Source organism: Novosphingobium sp. MMS21-SN21R, assembly GCF_031846015.1.
Taxonomy (GTDB): domain Bacteria; phylum Pseudomonadota; class Alphaproteobacteria; order Sphingomonadales; family Sphingomonadaceae; genus Novosphingobium.
On record NZ_JAVRDU010000001.1, the window covers coordinates 1987325 to 2007184 of the forward strand.

A 19860-nucleotide genomic window follows, 5' to 3' on the forward strand; every position below is an offset into this window, starting at 1 on the left:
ATGCTGTCGTATCCCTAGCCGAGAACACCTTCGTGCAGGCGTACAACCCGATCCATCCGCAAGGCCAGACGTTCGTTGTGGGTGGCGATCAGCGCCGAACTGCCCTCACCGCGCACGAGCTTGAGGAATTCCTCCAGCACCCGATCTGCGGTCGCCTCATCGAGATTGCCCGTAGGCTCGTCAGCGAGCACGAGTTCGGGCCGATTTGCCAGCGCGCGCGCCACTGCCACGCGCTGTTGTTCACCGCCGGATAGCTGGCTGGGCCGGTGATCCAGACGCTTGGCAAGACCGAGCGCCGAAAGCAGTTCGGTTGCGCGGGCATCGGCGAGGCTGCGGTCTGTTCCAGCGACAAGCTGCGGCAGGACCACGTTCTCCAGCGCGTTGAAATCGGGCAGGAGGTGATGGAACTGGTAAACAAAGCCGAGGTGATCGCGGCGCAAGGCGGTCCGGTCGTCTCCGGAAAGCTTTGAGGCATCGGTGCCTGCGATCTCGATCAGACCGGAAAAACCACCCTCCAGCAGCCCGATAGCCTGAAGCATCGTTGATTTGCCTGACCCAGACGGTCCGAGCAGCGCCACGATCTCGCCGGGGCGGATTTCAAGGTTTACGCCGCGCAGGACGTCGATGGTCACCCCGCCTTGGCTGAACGAACGGCGGAGTTCGCGCAGGCGAACGACCGGGGTGTCGGCGATGGGATCATTCATAACGCAAGACCTGCACAGGATCGGTACTCGCCGCTTTCATCGCCGGGTAAAGCGTTGCGAGGAAGCTAAACAGCAACGCCATCAGACTGATCGTGGCGATCTCGACCGGATCGGACCGGCTCGGCAATTCGGTGAGGAAGCGGATAGACGGGTCCCACAGGTTCTGCCCGGTCACGAACTGGATCGCGTTGACGATGGGCTGACGGAAAAACAGGAAGATGAAGCCCAGCACCAGACCGGACATCGTGCCCAGCGCGCCGATAACGAAGCCGATAGTAACGAACACCTTGAGCAGCGACTTTCGCGTCGCACCCATCGTGCGCAGGATCGCGATGTCGCGGGTCTTGGCGCGGACGAGCATGATCAGCGACGACAGGATGTTGAACACGGCGACCAGCACGATGATCGACAATACGATGAACATTGCCACCCGTTCGACCGCCAACGCCTCGAACAGGCTGGCGTTGATCGTCTTCCAGTCGGTGATCACGGCCTGCCCGGCGAGTTCTTTTTTCAACGGCCCGAGCGTGTCCATTACCGTGTCGGCGTCTGTCGTCGAAACCTCGATCATGCCGATGGTGTCGCCGGTCAGGAGCAGCGTCTGCGCGTCCTGGATGGGCATGACGACATAGGCCTGATCATAGTCATAGACGCCCACTTCGAACAGCGCCGAGACTGTATAGGCGATTTCGCGGGGCACGGTTCCGAACGGAGTCGAGCGGCCTTGCGGGTTGATGATCGTGATGGTGTCACCCACCCGGGCGCCGAGATTTTCGGCAAGCCGCGCGCCCAATGCCACGTTGTTGGAGCCGGGACGGAGGCCCGCAATCACGCCATCGACACGCTTGTCCTCAAGGCGCTTGATATCCGCTGCGGTGTTGCCGCGCACGAGGATAGCCTCGACCCGGCCATTGAAGCTGGCGAGCAGCGGCTGTTCGATCAGCGGCGAGGCATGGGTAACACCGGGCGTTTCCTGAACGCGCCTGAGAATATCCTGCCAATTATCGAGCCGCCCGCCATAGGCCTGAATGATCGCATGACCGTTAAGGCCAACGATCTTATCGAGCAGTTCGGCGCGGAAACCGTTCATCACGCTCATCACGATGACAAGCGCGGCAACGCCCAGCATGACAGCAGCGAGGCTGATTCCGGCGACCAGCGCGATGAACGCCTCTCCTCGCCCCGGCAGCATATAACGCTTGGCGATGGTCCATTCAAATGGTGACAGGATCAAGCAGCAGCCCTTTGGAAGCGATCTGGCCAGTGCGGCCCGCCTAGACGTAACGCTCCGGATGTAGGGCGATGCGCGGCAAACGGCAATGACTCAGAAGCGCGAAGGTTCCAGACCTTCAAGCCGTTGAAGCCTTTCCTGCATTCGCTGGATTTCCGCGATGCGGCGAGAGCGTTCGCACGATACGGGAAGCCCGGCCAGCACCGTAATCCCAACGTAGAGCTGGAAGAACTGGATACGGTCGCCAAAAGCGAAGTCCATTTGCGCGATAGGGCCAAGGCCAAGCGCAGTCATCGTTCCACCAATCGCGATCAGCAGGACTGGCATCGCTGCGATCATGGCCTCGTCGAGAACCGCAGCTCCAACCACCAGGAATAACAACGGGAAGACCAGCAATGGCCGCATGTCGAAAACGAACACGCCTGCAGTCAACAAGGCGAAGGAACCGAGGACCATTACTGCAGTCTGCCAGGTTTGGGCACTCGGCAGAAAACTGCGCCCGCGCGATGCACGCCAATAGATGAAGCGAAACACTGGGAGACAAGCCATCAGCCCCAGCGAATGCCCGATGATCCAGTGCGTGAAATTATCGATCGAATCGACGTTGCTGGTGAACGTTGCGACCAATGTCGCAACGCCGCCGCTGGCCAAGGGAATGATCAGCCCGATACCGATGTAATAGCCTGCGATCCATTCGAGCGTATCATCTGGCCAGAAGGCGATGGATATGCGCCGCATCAGCAGTCCGGCCGCGACAGCCTCGGCGACATTCACGATTGCCATCGGTATGGCTGCAAACCACCCGAGCCCGAACAGGCCGGTTGCGAGTGCGCTGGCGATGCCACAAGATGCCAGCCAGGGTCGCCATAGCCGTTCCGGCGTTACCACGAGCCTGCCAGCCAGAAGCGCATTGGCCACCCAAACCATGGCCAGACCGCCCGAAAAGCGGGAAAAGCTGACTGTCACCGCCGCAAGGACAAAGAACGTCAACCCGACCCCAACAGGACTGGAAAGGCACTTGAACAGCCGCATCATCCCTTGCATGAACGAAGATAGTTAAATTCTTCCTCCAAGCGTCCGTGTATCAATGCAAACGGTCGTTTTGGGAGCATCGCCGCCGGTTCTTCTCGTGGTAGGCGCTGTTGCCCCAAGGGCATACGCCGCATTGTTCCGAAGCTTGCACTTGCCATTGGGCTCAAACGTCGCCATTTGGGCGCCACGTTTGACCGGCGCCTCCGCGCCCACGCGAGTCCATGGGGACCCATGACTTCACAGAACCAATTGCCCGACTCCACGCCTTGGGACATCGGGTTCGACCCGGACGATGCCGATGGGGACAAGCTGCGCGAAGAGTGCGGCATCTTTGGCGTACTGGGCGTACGTGACGCTGCGGCGACAGTCGCGCTTGGCCTTCATGCCTTGCAGCACCGCGGACAGGAGGCGGTGGGCATCACCAGCTTCGATGGTCAGGAGTTCTATTCGCGCAAGGGCATCGGCCATGTCGCGGCCAACTTCTCGACCGGCTCGGCGATTGCCGAATTGCCCGGCACCATGGCGTCCGGCCACGTGCGCTATTCCACCACAGGCGGCGCGGGCCTTCGTAATGTGCAGCCTCTGTTTGCGGATCTGGCTTCGGGCGGTTTCTCCATCGCTCACAACGGCAACATCTCGAATGCGATGTTCCTGAAGCACGACCTGGTCCGCAAGGGTGCGATCTTCCAGTCTACATCGGACACCGAGGTGATCATTCACCTTGTTGCGACGAGCCGCTACCCCACCTTGCTGGATCGCTTCGTCGATGCGCTGCGTCTGGTCGAAGGCGCATACTCGCTGATCTGCATGACGCCAGAGGGCATGATTGCATGCCGTGATCCCCTCGGCATTCGTCCGCTGGTGATGGGCAAGATGGGCGATGCCGTCGTTTTCGCCTCCGAAACTGTTGCACTCGACGTGGTCGGCGCCGATTTCCTCCGCGAAATCGAACCCGGCGAACTCGTACAGGTCGATCTGGACGGCAACCTCAGCAGTCACCGACCGTTCGGCAAGCCGAATGCGCGCCCGTGTATCTTCGAGCATGTTTATTTCAGCCGCCCGGATTCGGTCATGGGTGGCAATTCCGTCTATCAGGTGCGCAAGGAGATCGGCGCGCAGCTGGCAATCGAAAGCCCTGCCGACGCCGATCTGGTGATTCCCGTGCCTGACAGCGGCGTGCCGGCAGCGCTTGGCTACGCCCAGCAGTCGGGCATCCCGTTCGAGCTGGGCATCATCCGCTCACACTATGTCGGCCGCACGTTCATCCAGCCTTCGGACGGCGCCCGCAATGCTGACGTGAAGCGCAAGCACAACGCCAACCGCGCGCTTGTTGCCGGCAAGCGTATCGTGCTCATCGACGATTCCATCGTGCGCGGCACCACCAGCCTCAAGATTGTGCAGATGATGCGCGATGCAGGCGCGGCTGAAGTGCACATGCGGATCGCCAGCCCGCCGACCGAGCATTCGTGCTTTTACGGAGTGGACACGCCCGAGCGCTCCAAGCTGCTCGCAGCGCGCATGGACGTTGCCGCCATGGCCGAGTTCATCCACGCTGACAGCCTTGCGTTCGTCTCCATCGACGGCCTTTACCGCGCCGTGGGCGAACCGCAGCGTAACGGTGCTTGCCCGCAATATTGCGATGCCTGCTTTACCGGCGAATACCCGACCCGTCTGACCGACCTTGCTGATCGGGAAAATCCCGATCAACTCTCGTTCTCGGTCGAAAAGGTCGCTTGAATGGCTGACGGCGGTCCGTTGTCCGGCCAGCTCGCGCTGGTCACCGGGGCAAGCCGCGGGATCGGCGCAGCCACGGCCAAGGCGCTGGCTGCGCAAGGCGCGCACGTAATCCTTGTGGCGCGCGCAGCCAAGGACCTCGAGAAGATTGAACAGGAAATCTTCGACGCTGGCGGCAATGCCACGATTGCCCCGGTCGATCTTGCCGAAGCTGACGGCATAGCACGGCTCGCCACGGCCATAAGCGGACGCTGGGACGCGCTTGACGTGCTGGTTATCAACGCCGCCGCATTCCCCACGCTGACGCCGGTGTGGCAGATCGATCCGCGCGAGTTCAACAATGCGTTGACGCTGAACGTTCTGGCGACGCAGGCCCTGCTTGCCGGATTTGACGGTATGCTCAGGAAGAGCAAGGACGCCCGGGTCATCGGCGTAACCAGCAGTGTCGGCGCAACACCGCGTCCCTACTGGGGCGCATACGGTTCATCCAAGGCAGCGTTTGACACTTTGCTCGATTGCTATGGCCAGGAAGTGCGCAATACTTCCTCGATTCGGGTCTGCGTGCTCGATCCGGGAGCGACACGCACCAAGATGCGCGCCAAGGCTTATCCGGGTGAAGACCCGGCAAGCGTGAAGGCTCCCGAGGTTGTTGCCGATCGGATCATTGCACTTCTTGGTGAACAGTTTGCCAGTCCGCACCGGCTCCGGGTTAACCACGCCTGATAATCCCGAATTAACGCATAAACGCGATTCTCGGTCGATCCTGCCAGCTTGGCTTGACGGGTAGATCGATAACGGGTCGAGGGCGTTTGCGGATGAGCACTGCCGACAATACGACGGGCGATTGGAACACCGGAACCTACGGTCAGGCGGCGCTTGAAGACCGTTGTGCACCCCGCCTGCGCGTCAACATCCCTGCATCGCTTCGTCCTTCCGGCGGGCGCGGATTCCAGACCGTCGTCACCGATCTATCCCTCAGCGGCTTCTGCGCCAATTCGTTACAACGGCTGTTTCCCGGCAATCGCTGCTGGCTGACACTGCCGGGCATGGAAGCGCTTCAGGCGGACGTCGTATGGTGGGACAGCGGCCGGGTGGGTTGTGCCTTCTCCAAGCTCCTCAGTCCGATCGTCCACGACAACATCCTCGCACGCTACCGTGGGGACGGCGTGTTCAGGCGGGTTTGATGTTCAGGCCGTTTTGACAAGTGTTACTTGGGCGACGTTAATGCCGCCGCCCCGGAAACCGCCTTCGCAATACATCAGATAGTAGCGCCACAGGTCGACAAACTTACGGTCAAATCCAGCAGGCAGCCGGTTTTCGGCAACCGCACGGTCCAGTGCATCGCGCCATGTCTTGAGCGTTTCGGCATAATCAATGCCGAAATCGTGCTGGTCTTCCCACGTCAGCCCGCGCTCCTTTGCGAGGGCGCGGAACTCGGTCTCGCTGATCAGCAGACCGCCGGGAAAGACGTAGGCCTGGATGAAATCGGCGCTGGCGGCATAAGCATCAAACAGTTCATCGCGGATGGAGATGTATTGCAGAGCTGCACGGCCACCGGGCTTGAGGCAGCGCGCAAGGCAGTCGAAATAGGACGGCCAGTACTCCCGCCCCACTGCCTCGACCATCTCGACACTGGCAATGGCGTCAAACTGCCCGTGAACGTCGCGGTAGTCCTGATGCCGGTATTCGATGCCGGTCAGCCCTGACGCCTGCAGAGTCAGGCGAGCCCATTCGAGCTGTTCATCTGACAGACTGATGCCGGTAACGCGGGCACCCGAAGTTTCGGCAAGGCGTCGCGCCAAAAAGCCCCAGCCACAGCCGATCTCCAGCACTTCGCTTCCCGGCACCAGTGCAAGACGGGCTCCGAGACGGTCAACCTTGTTCGCCTGTGCGTGCGCCAGCGGCGCATCGGGCGCGATACCGTGCCACAAGGCGCTGGAATAGCTCATGGTTTCATCGAGCCACAGCCGGTAAAAGTCGTTGCCGAGATCGTAGTGCGCCGCGATATTTCGCCGTGCTTGCGCTTTCGAATTGCGCCTCGCGATGTTGAGCAAACGCCCGGCCCAGCGCCATGGCCCCTTGGCCCGTCCAACATCGCCGAGCGTATCTGCGTTGCGCATGAAGAGGTCGAAGATCTGCACGGGGTCGGGACTGGTCCATTCGCCAGCGACCCATGCCTCGTACCAACCAATCGACCCTGCCGTGGCAAGACGAACAAGAGCATTCCAGCTTTTCAGGTCAATTCGGGCGACAGGACCTTCGCCGCGCCCACCGACTTTGCGCGTTGATCCGTCAGGCAGGGTCGCATTGATTGTGCCCTGCACCAGCCCCCGGTCGATCCGCTCGACCGCGTGGACGAAGGAACCCGAAAACAGTCGCGCAATCCACCCGCCAGCAGCAGAAATGTTCCGCCCACCAGCGACCAGATGCCCTCCCCTCGTTGGCGTCTGCGCATTCATATTCGGCATATGCGTCGGCTTGTGATTCTGCGCAAGGTCAGGCCTGTTTCATGTACTCATGGGCAGCCAATGCTCTGGCTCGTGCTTCCGTATGCGCGACGATCTTGGCGGGATAACCCTGCGGCGGGGCAGCCGGATCGTGAATCTTGTCATCGGCGAGATGAGCCAGTTCGGGCACCCACTTGCGGATGTAACCTGCGGCATCGAACTTGGGCGACTGAGTGAGTGGCGCCATGATCCGCACGAACATGTTGGAATCTACGCCTGTCCCGGCGGTCCATTGCCAGTTGACCGCGTTCGAGCCGTAGTCTGCATCGACAAGGGTATCCCAGAACCACCGCTCGCCTTCTCGCCAGTCGATCAACAGGTGTTTGACCAGGAAACTAGCGGCGATCATCCGCACTCGGTTGTGCATCCATCCGGTATGCCACAGCTCACGCATTCCGGCATCGACGATGGGATAGCCAGTGCGTCCCTGCTGCCACGCGGTCAAACCTTCGGGATCGTCTCGCCACCCAAGATCATCGTAGGCCACACGGGCATTTCGTGTGCCATATTCGGGGAATTGCAATATCACGTTCTGGGCGTAGTCCCGCCATCCAATCTCCCCCAAGAAAATATTCACCGATCCGCCTGCGTCCCCCACACGATGCCAGATCGTTGCAGGGGAAATCTCGCCGAAGTGCAGATGGGGCGAAAGGCGCGAAGTTCCCTCGACGGAGGGCAAGTTGCGGCATTCGCCATAGCGACAGGCTCGTTCGGCGAAGTCATCCAGACGGTCAAGCGCACCCGCTTCACCCGGAGTCCATTCGTTCCGCAAACCGCCTGCCCAATCCGGCTTCGTCGGCAGCAGGTTCCAATCGCTCAAGTCATCCGAGGTTGGCCACACATCAGGAACCTCAAGGGCGGTTGGTGCTGCCAACGGTGTTGTCGGGGGCATCCGCTCCTGCAGGGCACGCCAGAACGGCGTGTATATCTTGAAGAGCGCCCCTGCCCCGGTCAGCACCGACCCTGCAGGCGCAAGGTAATTGCCATCATGCAACACGAGCCTGAACGCCTTGGCCACGGCACGTTCGGCATTGCGCCACCACGGTTCGTAATGGTGCAGGGCATGGACCGTTCGCGCGCCGGTTTCGCGGCGAACTGCGGCCAGCTCTTCGTGACACCTGCCACGCCGCAAAATCAAACGGGAGCCAATTTTACGCAGATCGGTGTCAAGCGCGGAAAGGCTGTGATGCAGCCACCAGCGCGATGCGCCCCCCATGCGGCAGTGCCTGGGCGTGTCGTCATCCAGCACGTAGACCGGAATGACCGGCCCTTCGCTTGCTGCCGCCAACAGCGCAGCCTGATCGGCCAACCGCAAGTCCCGGCGCAACCAGACTATGGATGGGGAGCGCGCGTGCGTTGACGTCACAATCTGTATTTCCTGTTGCTTTGGCGCGTTCGTAGGGGAACACCATGGGCCAAGACCCGTTCCTCGACATCGCATGATAAACAACGCCCCCGATATACACCTGTCCCAAAGGGCACATGGCTGGCGCATAGCCCCCGCGCACGCGCTTGCCGCTGCTGCCGTCTGCTGGTTCGGTTTTGCCATCGTCACTTTCGCCGTGTGGACGGGCAAGAGTGAAACGCTCGATAGCGCGGGTCTGCTTTTCTGGCGGCGGGGCGCCACGCTCGTGCCCGCTGGGCCGCCGTGGCTGCTAGAGGCGGTTCGGGACGTGACCTCGCTGGGCGGCGTCCTGCTGCGCAATCTGTTTGCTTCAGGCGCGGTCGCGGCACTGCTGTTTCTGCGGCTGAGACGCGAAGCCGTGCTGCTTGCCGCAACTATCGCGGGTGGCTGGATCGTGAATACTTTGGTGAAGCTGGCGATTGGCAGACCGCGCCCACTGATTGTAACTCACCTCACCGAGGCGGGCGGGCAGAGTTTCCCCAGCGGTCACAGCTTCAATTCGGCGGTGGTCTTTATCGCAATCGCTTTGGCATTTGCGGCGATGAGTCCGCGCCGCAGCGTGCGTTGGACGCTTGTCAGTCTGGCGATTGCGCTGAGCCTCGCGGTAGCCTTCTCCCGCGTCTGGCTTGGCGTACACTTCCCAAGCGACGTCGCGGCGGGCTGGCTCGGCGGCGCGGGATGGACGTTTCTCGCCACTGCCATACTCCACCGCCCTGCCAAAGCGGTCGCTGCAGGAGCCGATGAAACGCTGGAGCGGATGACGCCGGGCGTTAACAGTCGGGCAGACGGACCGAGGTGCTGAAGTTTCGCGTCATGGCCGGGCCGGAGAAGCGTGCATCTCCAAACGTTACCGTAACATCGCAACCTGAGCGCCGCGTAGTAGCGACCGGCAGTTGCGACCATGCCAGAAAATCCTGAACATCCCACGTGGCCTGCACCGCCCGCTGCACCACCGGCAGAGCCATATTGTCCGCCACAGGTTCGCTGCGATCTGTTACTCTGGTTACGCTTTCAAACGGATCGAACCGGGCATGCGTGATCATGCCGTCATTCCGCCAGACCACATCACGCCGCCAGAACAACAGCGCATCGGGAGCAGCGAATATGCGATCAGGCCGCACGTAAGGAATTTCGCGTTCGGGTGCCTTCCACGCAAGAGCACTGATGCCGATGTTGACTGCGATGAACGCTACGCAGGCCGTCAGGGCGAGGATGGCGGGGCGCGCGCGCCGACCAACCCGGGAACGCCAGATGCCGAGGCCCAGAAATGCCAGCAGCCAAGGCGAGACTATGAAAAGGCCATCAGTATGGAACCAGCCCTCACTAAACGGGGACAGCAACTGGACCGCGTAGGTGTTCTGCAAGTCCAGAAGCGGGTGCGTAAGCGCACCGAGCCAGCACAACACCAGCAGCCAGCCAAAGTGCATGGGCGCTGCGCCCGGGGCAATTCTGCCGCGCTCCGTGTGCCACCGGTCCAGCAGCCACAGCAGCCCCGCCAGAACTGGCGGCAGGAGCAGCACGCCGCCGACCAGCCCATGCGTGAATCCGCGATGCATGGCGAGCGGTGCCCATGGCGCCCAGCCAAAGAACACGTCGATGTCTGGCAGGTTTGCGGCGAGTACGCAGGCGCCCAGGCCCTTGCGCGTCCGCCGTTTCAGCCCGGTTTCTGCCAAGGCCCAACCGACGAGGCTGTGAGTCAGGTTATCCAGACGCCCTACCCCGCCGGCTCAAGCGCCAGATCAGATCGGGTCGGCCGCCGTGCCGCTCACCGTCCAGGTCTGGCCCTTGGCGAGCAGCTTGGCGAGATTGGCTTCCTTGCCTTCGCGCGATTTCGCATCCTGACCGAGCAGCGATTCCTCGTAAGTCGGGCGCGGATCGTCGTAAATCACACCAAGCGCCATCGGGAACGGTCCAAACGGCATTTCCACAAGCATGTGCGCGATGGCGCGGTTCTTGACGTTGTGAACGATCACGCCCACCGCCTTCCAGTCACCGTCCACAACATCGACGACCTTGAGGCTGAGCGTCTCCATGTCGAGGGCGATGCCCTTGATCCCGCCAGACTTCTCGCTTCCGAACAGCATCGGCTGGCCGTCTTCGACCCAAAGCTGGTTCTGGTCGGCCACACCCTTGGCGACGAAATCGTCAAAGCGGTCTTTGTTGTAGACGATGCAGTTCTGGAAGATTTCCACGAACGCCGCGCCCTTGTGGCCGTGCGCCGCCTTGAGCACGCCGCCGAGGTTCTTCGACACGTCATAGGCCCGCGCGATGAAACGCGCACCTGAACCCAGCGCGAAAGCGCAAGGGCTGGCTGGACGGTCGACCGAACCCAATGGCGAAGTCGGGCTGTTGGTGCCCTCGCGACTGGTCGGCGAGAACTGGCCCTTGGTCAGGCCGTAGATCTCGTTGTTGAACAGCAGGATCTGCACGTTCACGTTGCGGCGCAGAATGTGCATCGTGTGGTTGCCGCCGATCGACATGCCGTCGCCATCACCGGTAACGATCCATACGTCGAGATCGGGATTGGCCAACTTGACGCCGGTCGCAAACGCAGGTGCGCGCCCGTGAATCGTGTGGAAGCCGTAGCTTTCGATGTAATACGGGAAGCGGCTGGAGCAGCCAATGCCGCTCACGAACACGGTGTTGGCAGGGTCGGAACCCAGTTCAGGCAGCGTGCGCTGCACGGCCTTGAGGATCGCGTAGTCACCGCAGCCCGGGCACCAGCGCACTTCCTGATCGGTTTCCCAGTCCTTGAGCGTGGTCTGGACCTTGGTGATGGGGGTCATGTCGTTCATGTCAGTTCCCTCAGGCCAGAGCTTCGTCAATTGCGGCTTCGATTTCCGCGATCGTGAAGGGCTGGCCACTGGTCTTGTTCAGCGGCTTGGCATCGATCAGGAACTGATCGCGCAGCACGGTCTTGAACTGGCCGGTGTTCATTTCGGGTACGAGCACCTTGTCGTAACCCTTCAGCAATTCGCCAAGGTTGCTCGGCATCGGCCAGACGTGGCGGACGTGGATCTGAGCCACGTCCTGACCCTTGCGGCGCGCACGGCGCACGGCCTGATGGATCGGGCCATACGTGCTGCCCCAACCAACGACGGCCAACTTGCCCGACGTTTCGCCCAGTTCCACGGCCTGCGGCGGAATGCTTGCGGCCACGCCATCCACCTTGGCGCGACGCGCGTCGGTCATGGTCTGATGGCTGGCGGGGCTATAGTCGATGTTGCCAGTGCCGGGGTTCTTTTCGATACCGCCAATACGGTGCATCAGGCCCGGCGTGCCCGGCTTGATCCAGGGGCGAGCGCCCTTTTCATCGCGCGCGAACGGCAGCAACTCGCCGTCCGCACCGTTCTTCTCGGTCAGGAACTGCGCCGGGAACGACTTGAAGCTCGCGGGATCAGGTACCTTCCACGGCTCTGCCGCATTGGCGATATAGCCGTCAGTCAGCACCATGACCGGGGTCATGTATTCCACCGCGATGCGGCAGGCTTCGATGGCGACTTCGAAGCAATCCGCCGCCGAGCGCGCGGCGATCACCGGCATCGGTGCATCCCCATTGCGGCCATAGATCGCCTGATAGAGGTCGGACTGCTCGGTCTTGGTCGGAAGGCCGGTCGACGGCCCGCCGCGCTGCGAGTTGATGATCACCAGCGGCAGTTCCGTCATGATCGCAAGGCCCATCGCCTCACCCTTCAGCGCGATGCCGGGGCCAGACGACGAGGTGACGCCCAATTGCCCGGCAAAGCTGGCGCCGATGGCCGAGGCTATGGCGGCAATCTCGTCTTCCGCCTGGAAGGTGGTGACGCCGAACTCCTTGAGCCGGGTCAGGTTGTGCAGGATCGCCGAGGCTGGCGTGATCGGATAGCCGCCAAAGAACATCGGCAGTTCTGCCAGCTGCGCACCCGCCACCAGCCCGAGGCTGATCGCTTCGGCGCCCGTTACCGTGCGGTAAAGGCCCGGTTCGCTCTCGGCAGGTGCAATATGATACTGCTTGAGCGGTCCTGCCAATTCAGCCGTCTCGCCATAGGCATGGCCTGCGTTGAGCGCGGCGACGTTGGCATCAGCCAGCACCTGGTTTTTCTTGAACTTGGCATTGAGCCAATCGATCAGCGGTGCGCGGTCGCGGTCGAACATCCACAGGGCAAGGCCCAGCGTCCACATGTTCTTGCAGCGCAGCGCTTCCTTGTTGCCAAGGCCGAATGGCTTTACCGCTTCCAGCGTCATCGCCGAAATGTCGAACGCCAGCAGTTGCCAGTTCTCGAGGCTGCCATCTTCGAGCGGGTTGACCGCGTACTTGGCCTTCTCGAGGTTGCGTTTGTTGAACTCGCCGCTGTCGGCAATGATCAAGCCGCCACGCTTCAGCGCGCCGACATTGGTCTTGAGCGCGGCCGGGTTCATTGCCACCAGCACGTCAGGCTGATCGCCCGCCGTATCAATCGCAGTCGAGCCGAAGTTGATCTGGAACGCCGAAACGCCGAACAGTGTGCCTTGCGGCGCACGGATTTCAGCCGGAAAATCTGGGAACGTGGCAAGATCGTTGCCCGCAAGCGCGGTCGAAAGCGTGAACTGTCCGCCGGTCAACTGCATGCCGTCGCCCGAGTCACCGGCAAAACGCACGACCACTGCCTCAGGGGTCAGGTCGTCCTTGCCGCCCGTCAGTGCGTCCGGTCCTTCAACTAGTGTCGCCATAGTGTCCTCTGCTGCGTGCAGGGGTTTTGCCCCTTGCCATAAGCCGCGTCTCAATGAACCTTTGCGCCTATGCCCCTCACCTACCAATCGCAAAGAAGAAAAACTCTTGTGCGAGAAAATTAGGCCAATGCAGTTGTTTCAGTCCGCGCAGGCTAGTCAAGTTGCAATCGCGGACTTACCCCTTTGTCGATAACGATTCCCGTGGACACGATGCTGCGGGGGAACGCGGAGAGAGCATGACCGAGCAGACCACACACTTTGTGCGCCCTGATGTGAAGGCATTTCTCGATTTCCTGAACGGGGTAAACGCCCCGCCGATGAGTCAGCTCCCGCTTGAGATGGCCCGCGCCAGCTACATCGCCATGGGTGAAATGGCAGAATTGCCTCCGCGCGAACTTGCCGTGATCCGCGACCTGACATGCCCCGGCCCCGCTAGCGACATTCCGTTGCGCCTTTACGATGCCCAGGCCACGCGCGAACCTGGCCCGGCGGTGGTGTTTTTCCATGGCGGGGGGTTCGTGATCGGGGATCTCGAAAGCCATCACAGCCTGTGCACCGAAATCGCTGCCGAACTCGATCTACCGGTGATTGCGGTGGATTACCGCCTCGCCCCGGAACACCCCTTCCCCGCCGCGCCCGACGATTGCGAAGCCGCCGCACGCTGGATTGCCGGCAATTCTGACGTGCTGGGGCGCGAGATCACCGGGCTCATCCCCATGGGCGATTCTGCGGGCGGCAATCTCACCATCGTGATCACACAAGCTTTGATGGAAAAGCCCGCGGCGGTTCCGGTGGTCATGCAGGTTCCGATCTACCCGGTCAGTGATGACAAGCCCGATCATCAGTCGTTCCGTGATTTCGCCGAAGGTTTCATGCTGACGGCGGACTCAATGAACTGGTTTGCGGGCGCATATCAGGCGGTCGCCGGACACAAGCGCGCCTTTCCTATCTACGGAGACCATTCGTCGACACCACCAACGGTGCTAGTGACGGCGAGCCTCGATCCGATTCGCGATAGCGGACGGGCTTATGGTGCGGAACTGATCCGCGCCGGAGCAGAGGTCGTGTTCCTCGAAATGAAGGGCACGATTCACACATTCACGCAGGTGCGCAAGGCAATCCCGAGCGGACAGGCAGACATGCAATCCATCTTCGCGGCCGTGCGGCTGCTGCTGGAAAGGTCAAGATGAACGATCATATCGCCGGGCTTCCCTATCGCCCTTGCGTCGGCGTGATGCTGGTCAATTCGGCTGGCCTCGTGTTCGTGGGCAAGCGGATCGACAACAAGGAAGGCGATGCCTGGCAGATGCCGCAGGGCGGGATCGATGACGGGGAAGAGCTTCATCCCGCGGCCTTGCGTGAACTGGCCGAGGAAACCGGCGTTTCTCCGGAACTCGTCACAATCATTGCCGAAAGCCGCGACGAGCATTTCTACGACTTGCCCGAGGAACTTCTTGGGCGACTTTGGGGCGGAAAGTATCGTGGCCAACGCCAGAAATGGCTGTTGCTTCGCTTTGGCGGCGAAGACAGCGACATCAACCTGAATGCGCACGATCCCGCAGAATTCCTCGATTGGCGCTGGGTAGAGCCCGAGCAGTTGCCCGACCTGATCGTTCCATTCAAGAAGCGGGTCTATCGCCAGATCGTCGAGGAATTCCGGGACCTGATCTGAGGGTCAGTTGCTCTCGACCTTGGGCTCGGGCTTGACCGCTTCGGCGGACACCACGCGCGGCGCAGGACCACGCGCAATCGCAGCGGCAAGATCAGTCGTTTCGGCGCAACCCTTGCCGCACAGCCCTTCAAGCCTTGCGAGATTACGGCGCGCCTTTTCCAGCGCGCCCTTCTCGACCATGGCCCCGCCCTCGCCGGAAATCGCGGCGACGTTATTCGGATCGCGCTCAAGCGCCTCGCGGTAGTAGTGAATGGCCTTGCCTTGCAGGCCATCGCGGCGTGCTGCATCGGCCAGCCCGATCAAAGGCGCCGGGCTTCCCGGATCAACTGCTAGCGCCGCTTCGAAACTGTCGGTTGCGGCTCCGATGTCGCCCCGCGCAATGGCTGAGCGGCCATCCTTGATCAGTGCCTCGACACGGGGATCAAGCGGGACTGAGCTTTTTGCGGTGCCCATGCTGCCGGTAACGCCGACGATCAGGGAGAGAGCAAGAGCAACGGGGGCGTAACGCATCAAGCACTCCTTGAGCCGGCGACCACTGCTGAATGAACCGGCTTGCATGACCGCTCAGTTAACACGGCGCACGATTGTTGCGAAGAAAAACCCGTCAGTGGCATCGCGGAGGGGTGTCAGACGCCAGCCATGGCCGTGCGCACAACCTGCAGGCAATGCGGGTAAGGCGTCATCCCACTCAGGATTGTCTTTCAGAAATGCCGAAATCCGGTCCGCACCCTCGGCATCGAGAAGCGAACAGACGACATAGGTCAGCCTGCCACCCGGACGCACCAATTTCGCACCGATGTCGAGAACATTGGCTTGCATCGCGTGGTACCGGGCCAATGCCTTGGCATCTAGCCGCCACCGCGCCTCAGGATTGCGTCGCCATGTTCCTGTGCCGGAACAGGGTGCGTCGATCATCACGGCATCCGCCCTGCCCGCCCAATCGGACAGTGCATCAAGTTCGCGTCCGGGATTGAGCAAGCGGGTCTCCACCAGAACCCCGGCACGCGAAGCGCGGTCTGGCAGACGCGACAGCCGCGCGCGATCAATGTCACACGCCAGCAGCGTGCCCCGATTGGCCATCGCCGCGCCAAGCGCCAGCGTCTTGCCGCCGGCCCCGGCGCACAAGTCGGCCACCGCCTCACCCGGCTGCACACCCAAGGCCATGCACGCAATCTGGCTGCCAGCATCCTGCACTTCGAACAGGCCGTCGGTAAATTCCGGCCAGCTTTCCGCTGCCATGCCCGAAGGGAAGCGCAGGCCATGTGGTGCGGCAACCAGATCACCGTGCATTGGCAACGATGCGCGCAATTCGTCGCGGTTCGTCTTCAGCGCGTTCGCGCGAATATCGAGTGGCGCCCGGCCCAGCAAAGCGGCCTGTTCGCGATCATCAAGACCCGAAGCCTTCATCTGCGTGACGAGCCACGCTGGCGCGACGCCGCCTTCCGCAATTGGTTCGCCCGCCTCTATCGGCGCAGGCCCATAGGTCGACCCGTCGAACAGCGCAGGCAAAGCGGCATCGCCCTGCGCCAGGCGCAGCATCGCCGCCCGGCCGCTTTGCGGCACGTCGCCACAGGCGCGAATCGCGTTCCACGCCAGATCACGAATTGCACGCCTGTCCTTCGAGCCAACGAAACGCCGGGCGCGGAACCAGTCCGCCGCAATCCGGTCAGCCGAAGCCCCTTGCCCCCGCGCTGCAGCGATCACCGCGTCAAGTATATCGATCGCCGCCTGTAAGCGCGCCGAGGGCGTCACCTTGGCGCTCTCATCCGACCTTGTAGTTCGGCGCCTCGCGCGTGATCGTCACGTCATGGACGTGGCTTTCGCGCAGGCCCGCGTTGGTGATGCGCACGAACTGCGCACGCTTGCGCAAGTCTTCGATGGTGGCGCTGCCGGTGTATCCCATCGCTGCCTTGATTCCGCCGACAAGCTGGTGGACCACGTCCTTGGCCGGGCCCTTGAACGGCACCTGACCTTCGATACCTTCGGGCACCAGCTTCATCTGGTCCTTGATGTCCTGCTGGAAATAGCGATCCGCACTGCCGCGCGCCATCGCACCCACCGAACCCATGCCGCGATAGGACTTGTAGGCCCGGCCCTGATAGAGGAACGTCTCGCCCGGCGCTTCCTCGGTGCCTGCCAGCATCGATCCGATCATTACCGTGCTTGCCCCTGCGGCAAGCGCCTTGGCCGCATCGCCCGAGGTCCGGAGACCGCCATCGGCGATCACCGGCACGCCCGACTTTTCGCCCTCCTCGGCGCATTCCATCACTGCCGTCAGCTGCGGCACGCCCACGCCCGCGACGATCCGCGTCGTGCAGATCGAGCCGGGCCCGATGCCGACCTTGATCCCATCGGCACCGGCACCGATCAGCGAGCGCGTCGCCTCGGCCGTTGCCACGTTACCAGCGATCACCTGCACCGAATTCGACAGCTTCTTGGCGGCCTCGACGGCGCGGGCGACGTCGCGGTTGTGGCCGTGCGCGGTATCGATGATCACCACGTCGCACTCCGCATCGATCAGCGCGCGGGTGCGTTCCAGCCCCTTTTCGCCGACGGTGGTCGCTGCGGCCACGCGCAAGCGGCCCGCCCCGTCCTTGGTCGCGTTAGGGAAGGTCACCGCTTTCTCGATGTCCTTGACCGTGATCAGGCCGATGCACTTGAACGCATCGTCGACCACCAGCAGCTTTTCGATCCGGCGCTGGTGCAGCAGGCGGCGCGCATCGTCGCCACTGGCACCCAGTTGCACGGTGGCTAGGTTCTCATGCGTCATAAGCTCGCGCACGGGCTGTGCTGGGTTATCGGCAAAGCGCACATCGCGGTTGGTCAGGATACCGACCAGCTTGCCCGAAGCCTCGACCACGGGAATACCGCTGATCTTGTTGGCGCGCATGATCGCGTTGGCCTCACCCAGCGTCGCGTCAGGCGAAATGGTGATCGGATTGACAACCATGCCGCTCTCGAAACGCTTGACCGCCCGGACGGCGGCGCACTGTTCTTCGATGGACAGGTTGCGGTGAAGCACGCCGATGCCGCCGAGCTGCGCCATGACGATGGCCATGTCGGCCTCGGTCACGGTATCCATTGCCGAGGAAATGATCGGGATGTTGAGGCCGATGGTCTTGGTCAGCCGCGTGCGGGTATCGGCCTGCGAGGGGACCAGATCCGACTCGGCGGGACGCAGCAGCACGTCGTCGAATGTAAGGCCGAGAGGGATATCCATGATGCGTGCCACTTCCAAGTGTCCAGGGAGATTCGTGGCGGCCCATGTAAACAGGAAGGGCCGGTTCCGCTAGGGGGTTTGGCCGCGCATTTGTGGAGGCCCCGGATAGCGCTTCACATCGGCAAAGGCGCGGACCAGTTCGACCTGCAGCGCCACGTCATCGGCCATGCCTCCATAATCGATCTGCGGGCCTGCCTGATCACCCGGCCGGTGGTACGTATCCTCCATGAAGCGTTCGATCCGGTCCATGTCGCCGTAGCTGCTGCTGACCATGACGGCGGGCACATCGTGCTGCATCAGTATCCAGCTATCCTGACGCTTGATATAGGCGTTCGGCCCGTCGCCCGCCGCCAGCTTGCGCTTCATCCGGCGTGCCACATCGCCAATCAGCGGATCAAGCGGCGTCATGCCCTTGCCGACGATGCCGATCGGCCCGCCAGGCGGAACAAGCCCGGTGCTGTCGACATTGAACGCCGCCACGATCCTGTCGAGCTGGATCGGCGGATCCTCGGCAAAGGCGAGCGCGCCGAGCAGGCCCAGTTCCTCACCCGTCGTAGCAACGAAATAGACATCTCGGTCCATCTGCTTGCCCTTGGCCAGTTGCCTTGCCGCTTCGGTGACCACTGCGAGGCCGCTGGCATTATCAATCGCGCCGTTGCAGATCAGGTCCTCGGCGGGCGGCTCGGCACACCGGCCGAAATGATCCCAGTGCGCCATCATCAGCACCGCGCCCGCTCCCGGACTGCGGCCGGCGATGCGCCCGATCAGATTGTGAGTCTTGATCCGGGTTTCCCGACTGGTCGCCTCAAGCGTGCCGGTCACGCCCAGCAGATAAGGCGCAAAGGTTGGTGCAGATGCATCGGTGTGCAGCCGCTTCACTGACGGGTGGGCCGAGCCCGCAAGCAGAAGATCTGCGGTCTCCGGCGACAGGAAAGCTTCGATATCGTTGCCGATCTTGTCGCCCGATACCGCGTAGCCTGCGCGTTTTCGCCGCGCGATGACATCTTCGAGACTGCGCTCGCCATCGAGTACCGTCACGACAGCCAAGGCCCCCGCATCCAGCAAACGCCCTGCACGATCACCTGCAGCCGCCTTGTCGGCACCGCCAGGCAAGCTGTCGAGCATCACCGCAACGCGGCCGGCAAGTTCGGCCCTTGGCATCACTGCGCTCGCCGCCTGGCCGACGAACACCAGCGGTGCGTCCAGCGCAAGACTACGCAAGCCAGATGTCACCACGAACACGCTGTCAGTGGGCAAAACGATTTTCTTGCGCCCGCGCATGAAGCTGGCGCGCGACATCACCGGCTCGCGCTCAACCAGTTCAACCGGCGCAAACCAGGCGTTGCCGGGGTTGTTCGTCCCCGCTTCCATGCCGATGTCGAACCACTGCCGCGCGAGATAGCGTAGTGTTTTGGTTTCACCTTCGGTGCCAGGTTCGCGCCCGTCGAAATCGTCGCTCGCCAGCGTTTCGACATGGGCCTTGAGCGCGAGTTCGAGTTGCGTGGGCTTTCTTTGGGAAGGCTTTGCGGCGACAAGCAAGATGGCGCTGAAAGCCAGCGCTCCTGTTATCGCAACTCGCCAGCCCCCTGCACGCTTCATCGCCGCCCTCAAACGCCTCGTCGCAATCCCTTGCTCTCAAAAGCAGCAGTTATGCGCAAGTTCCCAA

At 62.2% G+C, this 19860-nt stretch carries 18 protein-coding genes; 6 read left to right on the forward strand and 12 right to left on the reverse strand.

Annotation, left to right across the window (positions count from 1 at the left end; translation table 11 throughout):
- Positions 1–14: 14 nt before the first annotated feature.
- The 3 genes from RM192_RS09630 to RM192_RS09640 form a co-directional block, all read right to left on the reverse strand.
- Positions 15–704 (reverse strand): ABC transporter ATP-binding protein, encoded by a 690-nt coding sequence (locus RM192_RS09630; protein WP_311507320.1) that lies wholly within the window; start codon positions 702–704, stop codon positions 15–17.
- The gene (locus tag RM192_RS09635) at positions 697–1938 is read right to left on the reverse strand and encodes a lipoprotein-releasing ABC transporter permease subunit (RefSeq protein ID WP_311507321.1); all 1242 of its coding nucleotides are present in this window, start codon (positions 1936–1938) and stop codon (positions 697–699) included. The genes RM192_RS09630 and RM192_RS09635 overlap by 8 nt, the downstream gene beginning before the upstream one ends.
- 90 nt (positions 1939–2028) lie before the next feature.
- Entirely contained in the window at positions 2029–2925 is an 897-nt protein-coding gene (locus tag RM192_RS09640; RefSeq protein ID WP_311507322.1) for an MASE1 domain-containing protein, read from the reverse strand.
- 273 nt (positions 2926–3198) lie between these two features.
- Between RM192_RS09640 and purF the strand changes: the two genes are divergently transcribed.
- From purF to RM192_RS09655, 3 genes are all read left to right on the forward strand, one after another.
- Positions 3199–4704 carry an amidophosphoribosyltransferase gene (gene purF, locus RM192_RS09645; protein ID WP_311507323.1) on the forward strand — a complete coding sequence of 502 codons (1506 nt, stop codon included), beginning with the start codon at positions 3199–3201 and terminating at the stop codon, positions 4702–4704.
- A complete protein-coding gene (locus tag RM192_RS09650; RefSeq protein WP_311507324.1) occupies positions 4705–5424 on the forward strand; it encodes an SDR family NAD(P)-dependent oxidoreductase in 720 nt (239 codons plus the stop codon).
- A 92-nt stretch (positions 5425–5516) separates the two neighbouring features.
- Positions 5517–5885 carry a PilZ domain-containing protein gene (locus tag RM192_RS09655; RefSeq protein WP_311507325.1) on the forward strand — a complete coding sequence of 123 codons (369 nt, stop codon included), beginning with the start codon at positions 5517–5519 and terminating at the stop codon, positions 5883–5885.
- A 3-nt stretch (positions 5886–5888) separates the two neighbouring features.
- On the opposite strand, the gene RM192_RS09660 is transcribed toward RM192_RS09655, so the two are convergent.
- Positions 5889–7160 carry a cyclopropane-fatty-acyl-phospholipid synthase family protein gene (locus tag RM192_RS09660; RefSeq protein WP_311507326.1) on the reverse strand — a complete coding sequence of 424 codons (1272 nt, stop codon included), beginning with the start codon at positions 7158–7160 and terminating at the stop codon, positions 5889–5891.
- Between the two features lie 37 nt (positions 7161–7197).
- Positions 7198–8574 carry a deoxyribodipyrimidine photo-lyase gene (locus tag RM192_RS09665; RefSeq protein WP_311507327.1) on the reverse strand — a complete coding sequence of 459 codons (1377 nt, stop codon included), beginning with the start codon at positions 8572–8574 and terminating at the stop codon, positions 7198–7200.
- Between the two features lie 73 nt (positions 8575–8647).
- Here RM192_RS09665 and RM192_RS09670 point away from each other — a divergent pair, with 73 nt between their 5' ends.
- A complete protein-coding gene (locus RM192_RS09670) occupies positions 8648–9415 on the forward strand; it encodes a phosphatase PAP2 family protein (protein ID WP_311507328.1) in 768 nt (255 codons plus the stop codon).
- On the opposite strand, the gene RM192_RS09675 is transcribed toward RM192_RS09670, so the two are convergent.
- The 3 genes from RM192_RS09675 to RM192_RS09685 are packed head-to-tail and all read right to left on the reverse strand — an operon-like array spanning position 9384 to position 13302.
- Entirely contained in the window at positions 9384–10322 is a 939-nt protein-coding gene (locus RM192_RS09675; protein ID WP_311508606.1) for a metal-dependent hydrolase, read from the reverse strand. The two genes, RM192_RS09670 and RM192_RS09675, sit on opposite strands and share 32 nt — an antisense overlap.
- A 30-nt stretch (positions 10323–10352) precedes the next feature.
- Positions 10353–11408 (reverse strand): 2-oxoacid:ferredoxin oxidoreductase subunit beta, encoded by a 1056-nt coding sequence (locus RM192_RS09680; RefSeq protein WP_311507329.1) that lies wholly within the window; start codon positions 11406–11408, stop codon positions 10353–10355.
- Between the two features lie 10 nt (positions 11409–11418).
- Entirely contained in the window at positions 11419–13302 is a 1884-nt protein-coding gene (locus RM192_RS09685) for a 2-oxoacid:acceptor oxidoreductase subunit alpha (protein ID WP_311507330.1), read from the reverse strand.
- A gap of 236 nt (positions 13303–13538) precedes the next feature.
- Between RM192_RS09685 and RM192_RS09690 the strand changes: the two genes are divergently transcribed.
- Complete coding sequence (locus RM192_RS09690) at positions 13539–14492, forward strand: alpha/beta hydrolase (protein ID WP_311507331.1); 954 nt, start codon at positions 13539–13541, stop codon at positions 14490–14492.
- Positions 14489–14974 carry an RNA pyrophosphohydrolase gene (locus tag RM192_RS09695; protein WP_311507332.1) on the forward strand — a complete coding sequence of 162 codons (486 nt, stop codon included), beginning with the start codon at positions 14489–14491 and terminating at the stop codon, positions 14972–14974. The genes RM192_RS09690 and RM192_RS09695 overlap by 4 nt, the downstream gene beginning before the upstream one ends.
- A gap of 3 nt (positions 14975–14977) precedes the next feature.
- Here RM192_RS09695 and RM192_RS09700 read toward each other — a convergent pair whose 3' ends face one another.
- The 4 genes from RM192_RS09700 to RM192_RS09715 form a co-directional block, all read right to left on the reverse strand.
- Positions 14978–15484 carry a tetratricopeptide repeat protein gene (locus RM192_RS09700; protein WP_311507333.1) on the reverse strand — a complete coding sequence of 169 codons (507 nt, stop codon included), beginning with the start codon at positions 15482–15484 and terminating at the stop codon, positions 14978–14980.
- Between the two features lie 54 nt (positions 15485–15538).
- On the reverse strand, positions 15539–16726 hold the full coding sequence (locus RM192_RS09705; protein WP_311507334.1) for an RsmB/NOP family class I SAM-dependent RNA methyltransferase: 1188 nt from the start codon (positions 16724–16726) through the stop codon (positions 15539–15541).
- Between the two features lie 10 nt (positions 16727–16736).
- A complete protein-coding gene (guaB, locus tag RM192_RS09710) occupies positions 16737–18194 on the reverse strand; it encodes an IMP dehydrogenase (RefSeq protein WP_311507335.1) in 1458 nt (485 codons plus the stop codon).
- Between the two features lie 69 nt (positions 18195–18263).
- Complete coding sequence (locus RM192_RS09715) at positions 18264–19733, reverse strand: M28 family peptidase (protein WP_311507336.1); 1470 nt, start codon at positions 19731–19733, stop codon at positions 18264–18266.
- Positions 19734–19860: the final 127 nt, after the last annotated feature.

What these genes read in the sequence shown, in the direction of transcription:
- RM192_RS09630 (WP_311507320.1), bottom strand. Translation starts at nt 704, where the DNA reads ATGAATGATCCCATCGCCGACACCCCGGTCGTTCGCCTGCGCGAACTC.
- purF (WP_311507323.1), top strand. Translation starts at nt 3,199, where the DNA reads ATGACTTCACAGAACCAATTGCCCGACTCCACGCCTTGGGACATCGGG.
- RM192_RS09650 (WP_311507324.1), top strand. Translation starts at nt 4,705, where the DNA reads ATGGCTGACGGCGGTCCGTTGTCCGGCCAGCTCGCGCTGGTCACCGGG.
- RM192_RS09655 (WP_311507325.1), top strand. Translation starts at nt 5,517, where the DNA reads ATGAGCACTGCCGACAATACGACGGGCGATTGGAACACCGGAACCTAC.
- RM192_RS09660 (WP_311507326.1), bottom strand. Translation starts at nt 7,160, where the DNA reads ATGAATGCGCAGACGCCAACGAGGGGAGGGCATCTGGTCGCTGGTGGG.
- RM192_RS09670 (WP_311507328.1), top strand. Translation starts at nt 8,648, where the DNA reads ATGATAAACAACGCCCCCGATATACACCTGTCCCAAAGGGCACATGGC.
- RM192_RS09680 (WP_311507329.1), bottom strand. Translation starts at nt 11,408, where the DNA reads ATGAACGACATGACCCCCATCACCAAGGTCCAGACCACGCTCAAGGAC.
- RM192_RS09685 (WP_311507330.1), bottom strand. Translation starts at nt 13,302, where the DNA reads ATGGCGACACTAGTTGAAGGACCGGACGCACTGACGGGCGGCAAGGAC.
- RM192_RS09690 (WP_311507331.1), top strand. Translation starts at nt 13,539, where the DNA reads ATGACCGAGCAGACCACACACTTTGTGCGCCCTGATGTGAAGGCATTT.
- RM192_RS09695 (WP_311507332.1), top strand. Translation starts at nt 14,489, where the DNA reads ATGAACGATCATATCGCCGGGCTTCCCTATCGCCCTTGCGTCGGCGTG.
- RM192_RS09700 (WP_311507333.1), bottom strand. Translation starts at nt 15,484, where the DNA reads ATGCGTTACGCCCCCGTTGCTCTTGCTCTCTCCCTGATCGTCGGCGTT.
- guaB (WP_311507335.1), bottom strand. Translation starts at nt 18,194, where the DNA reads ATGGATATCCCTCTCGGCCTTACATTCGACGACGTGCTGCTGCGTCCC.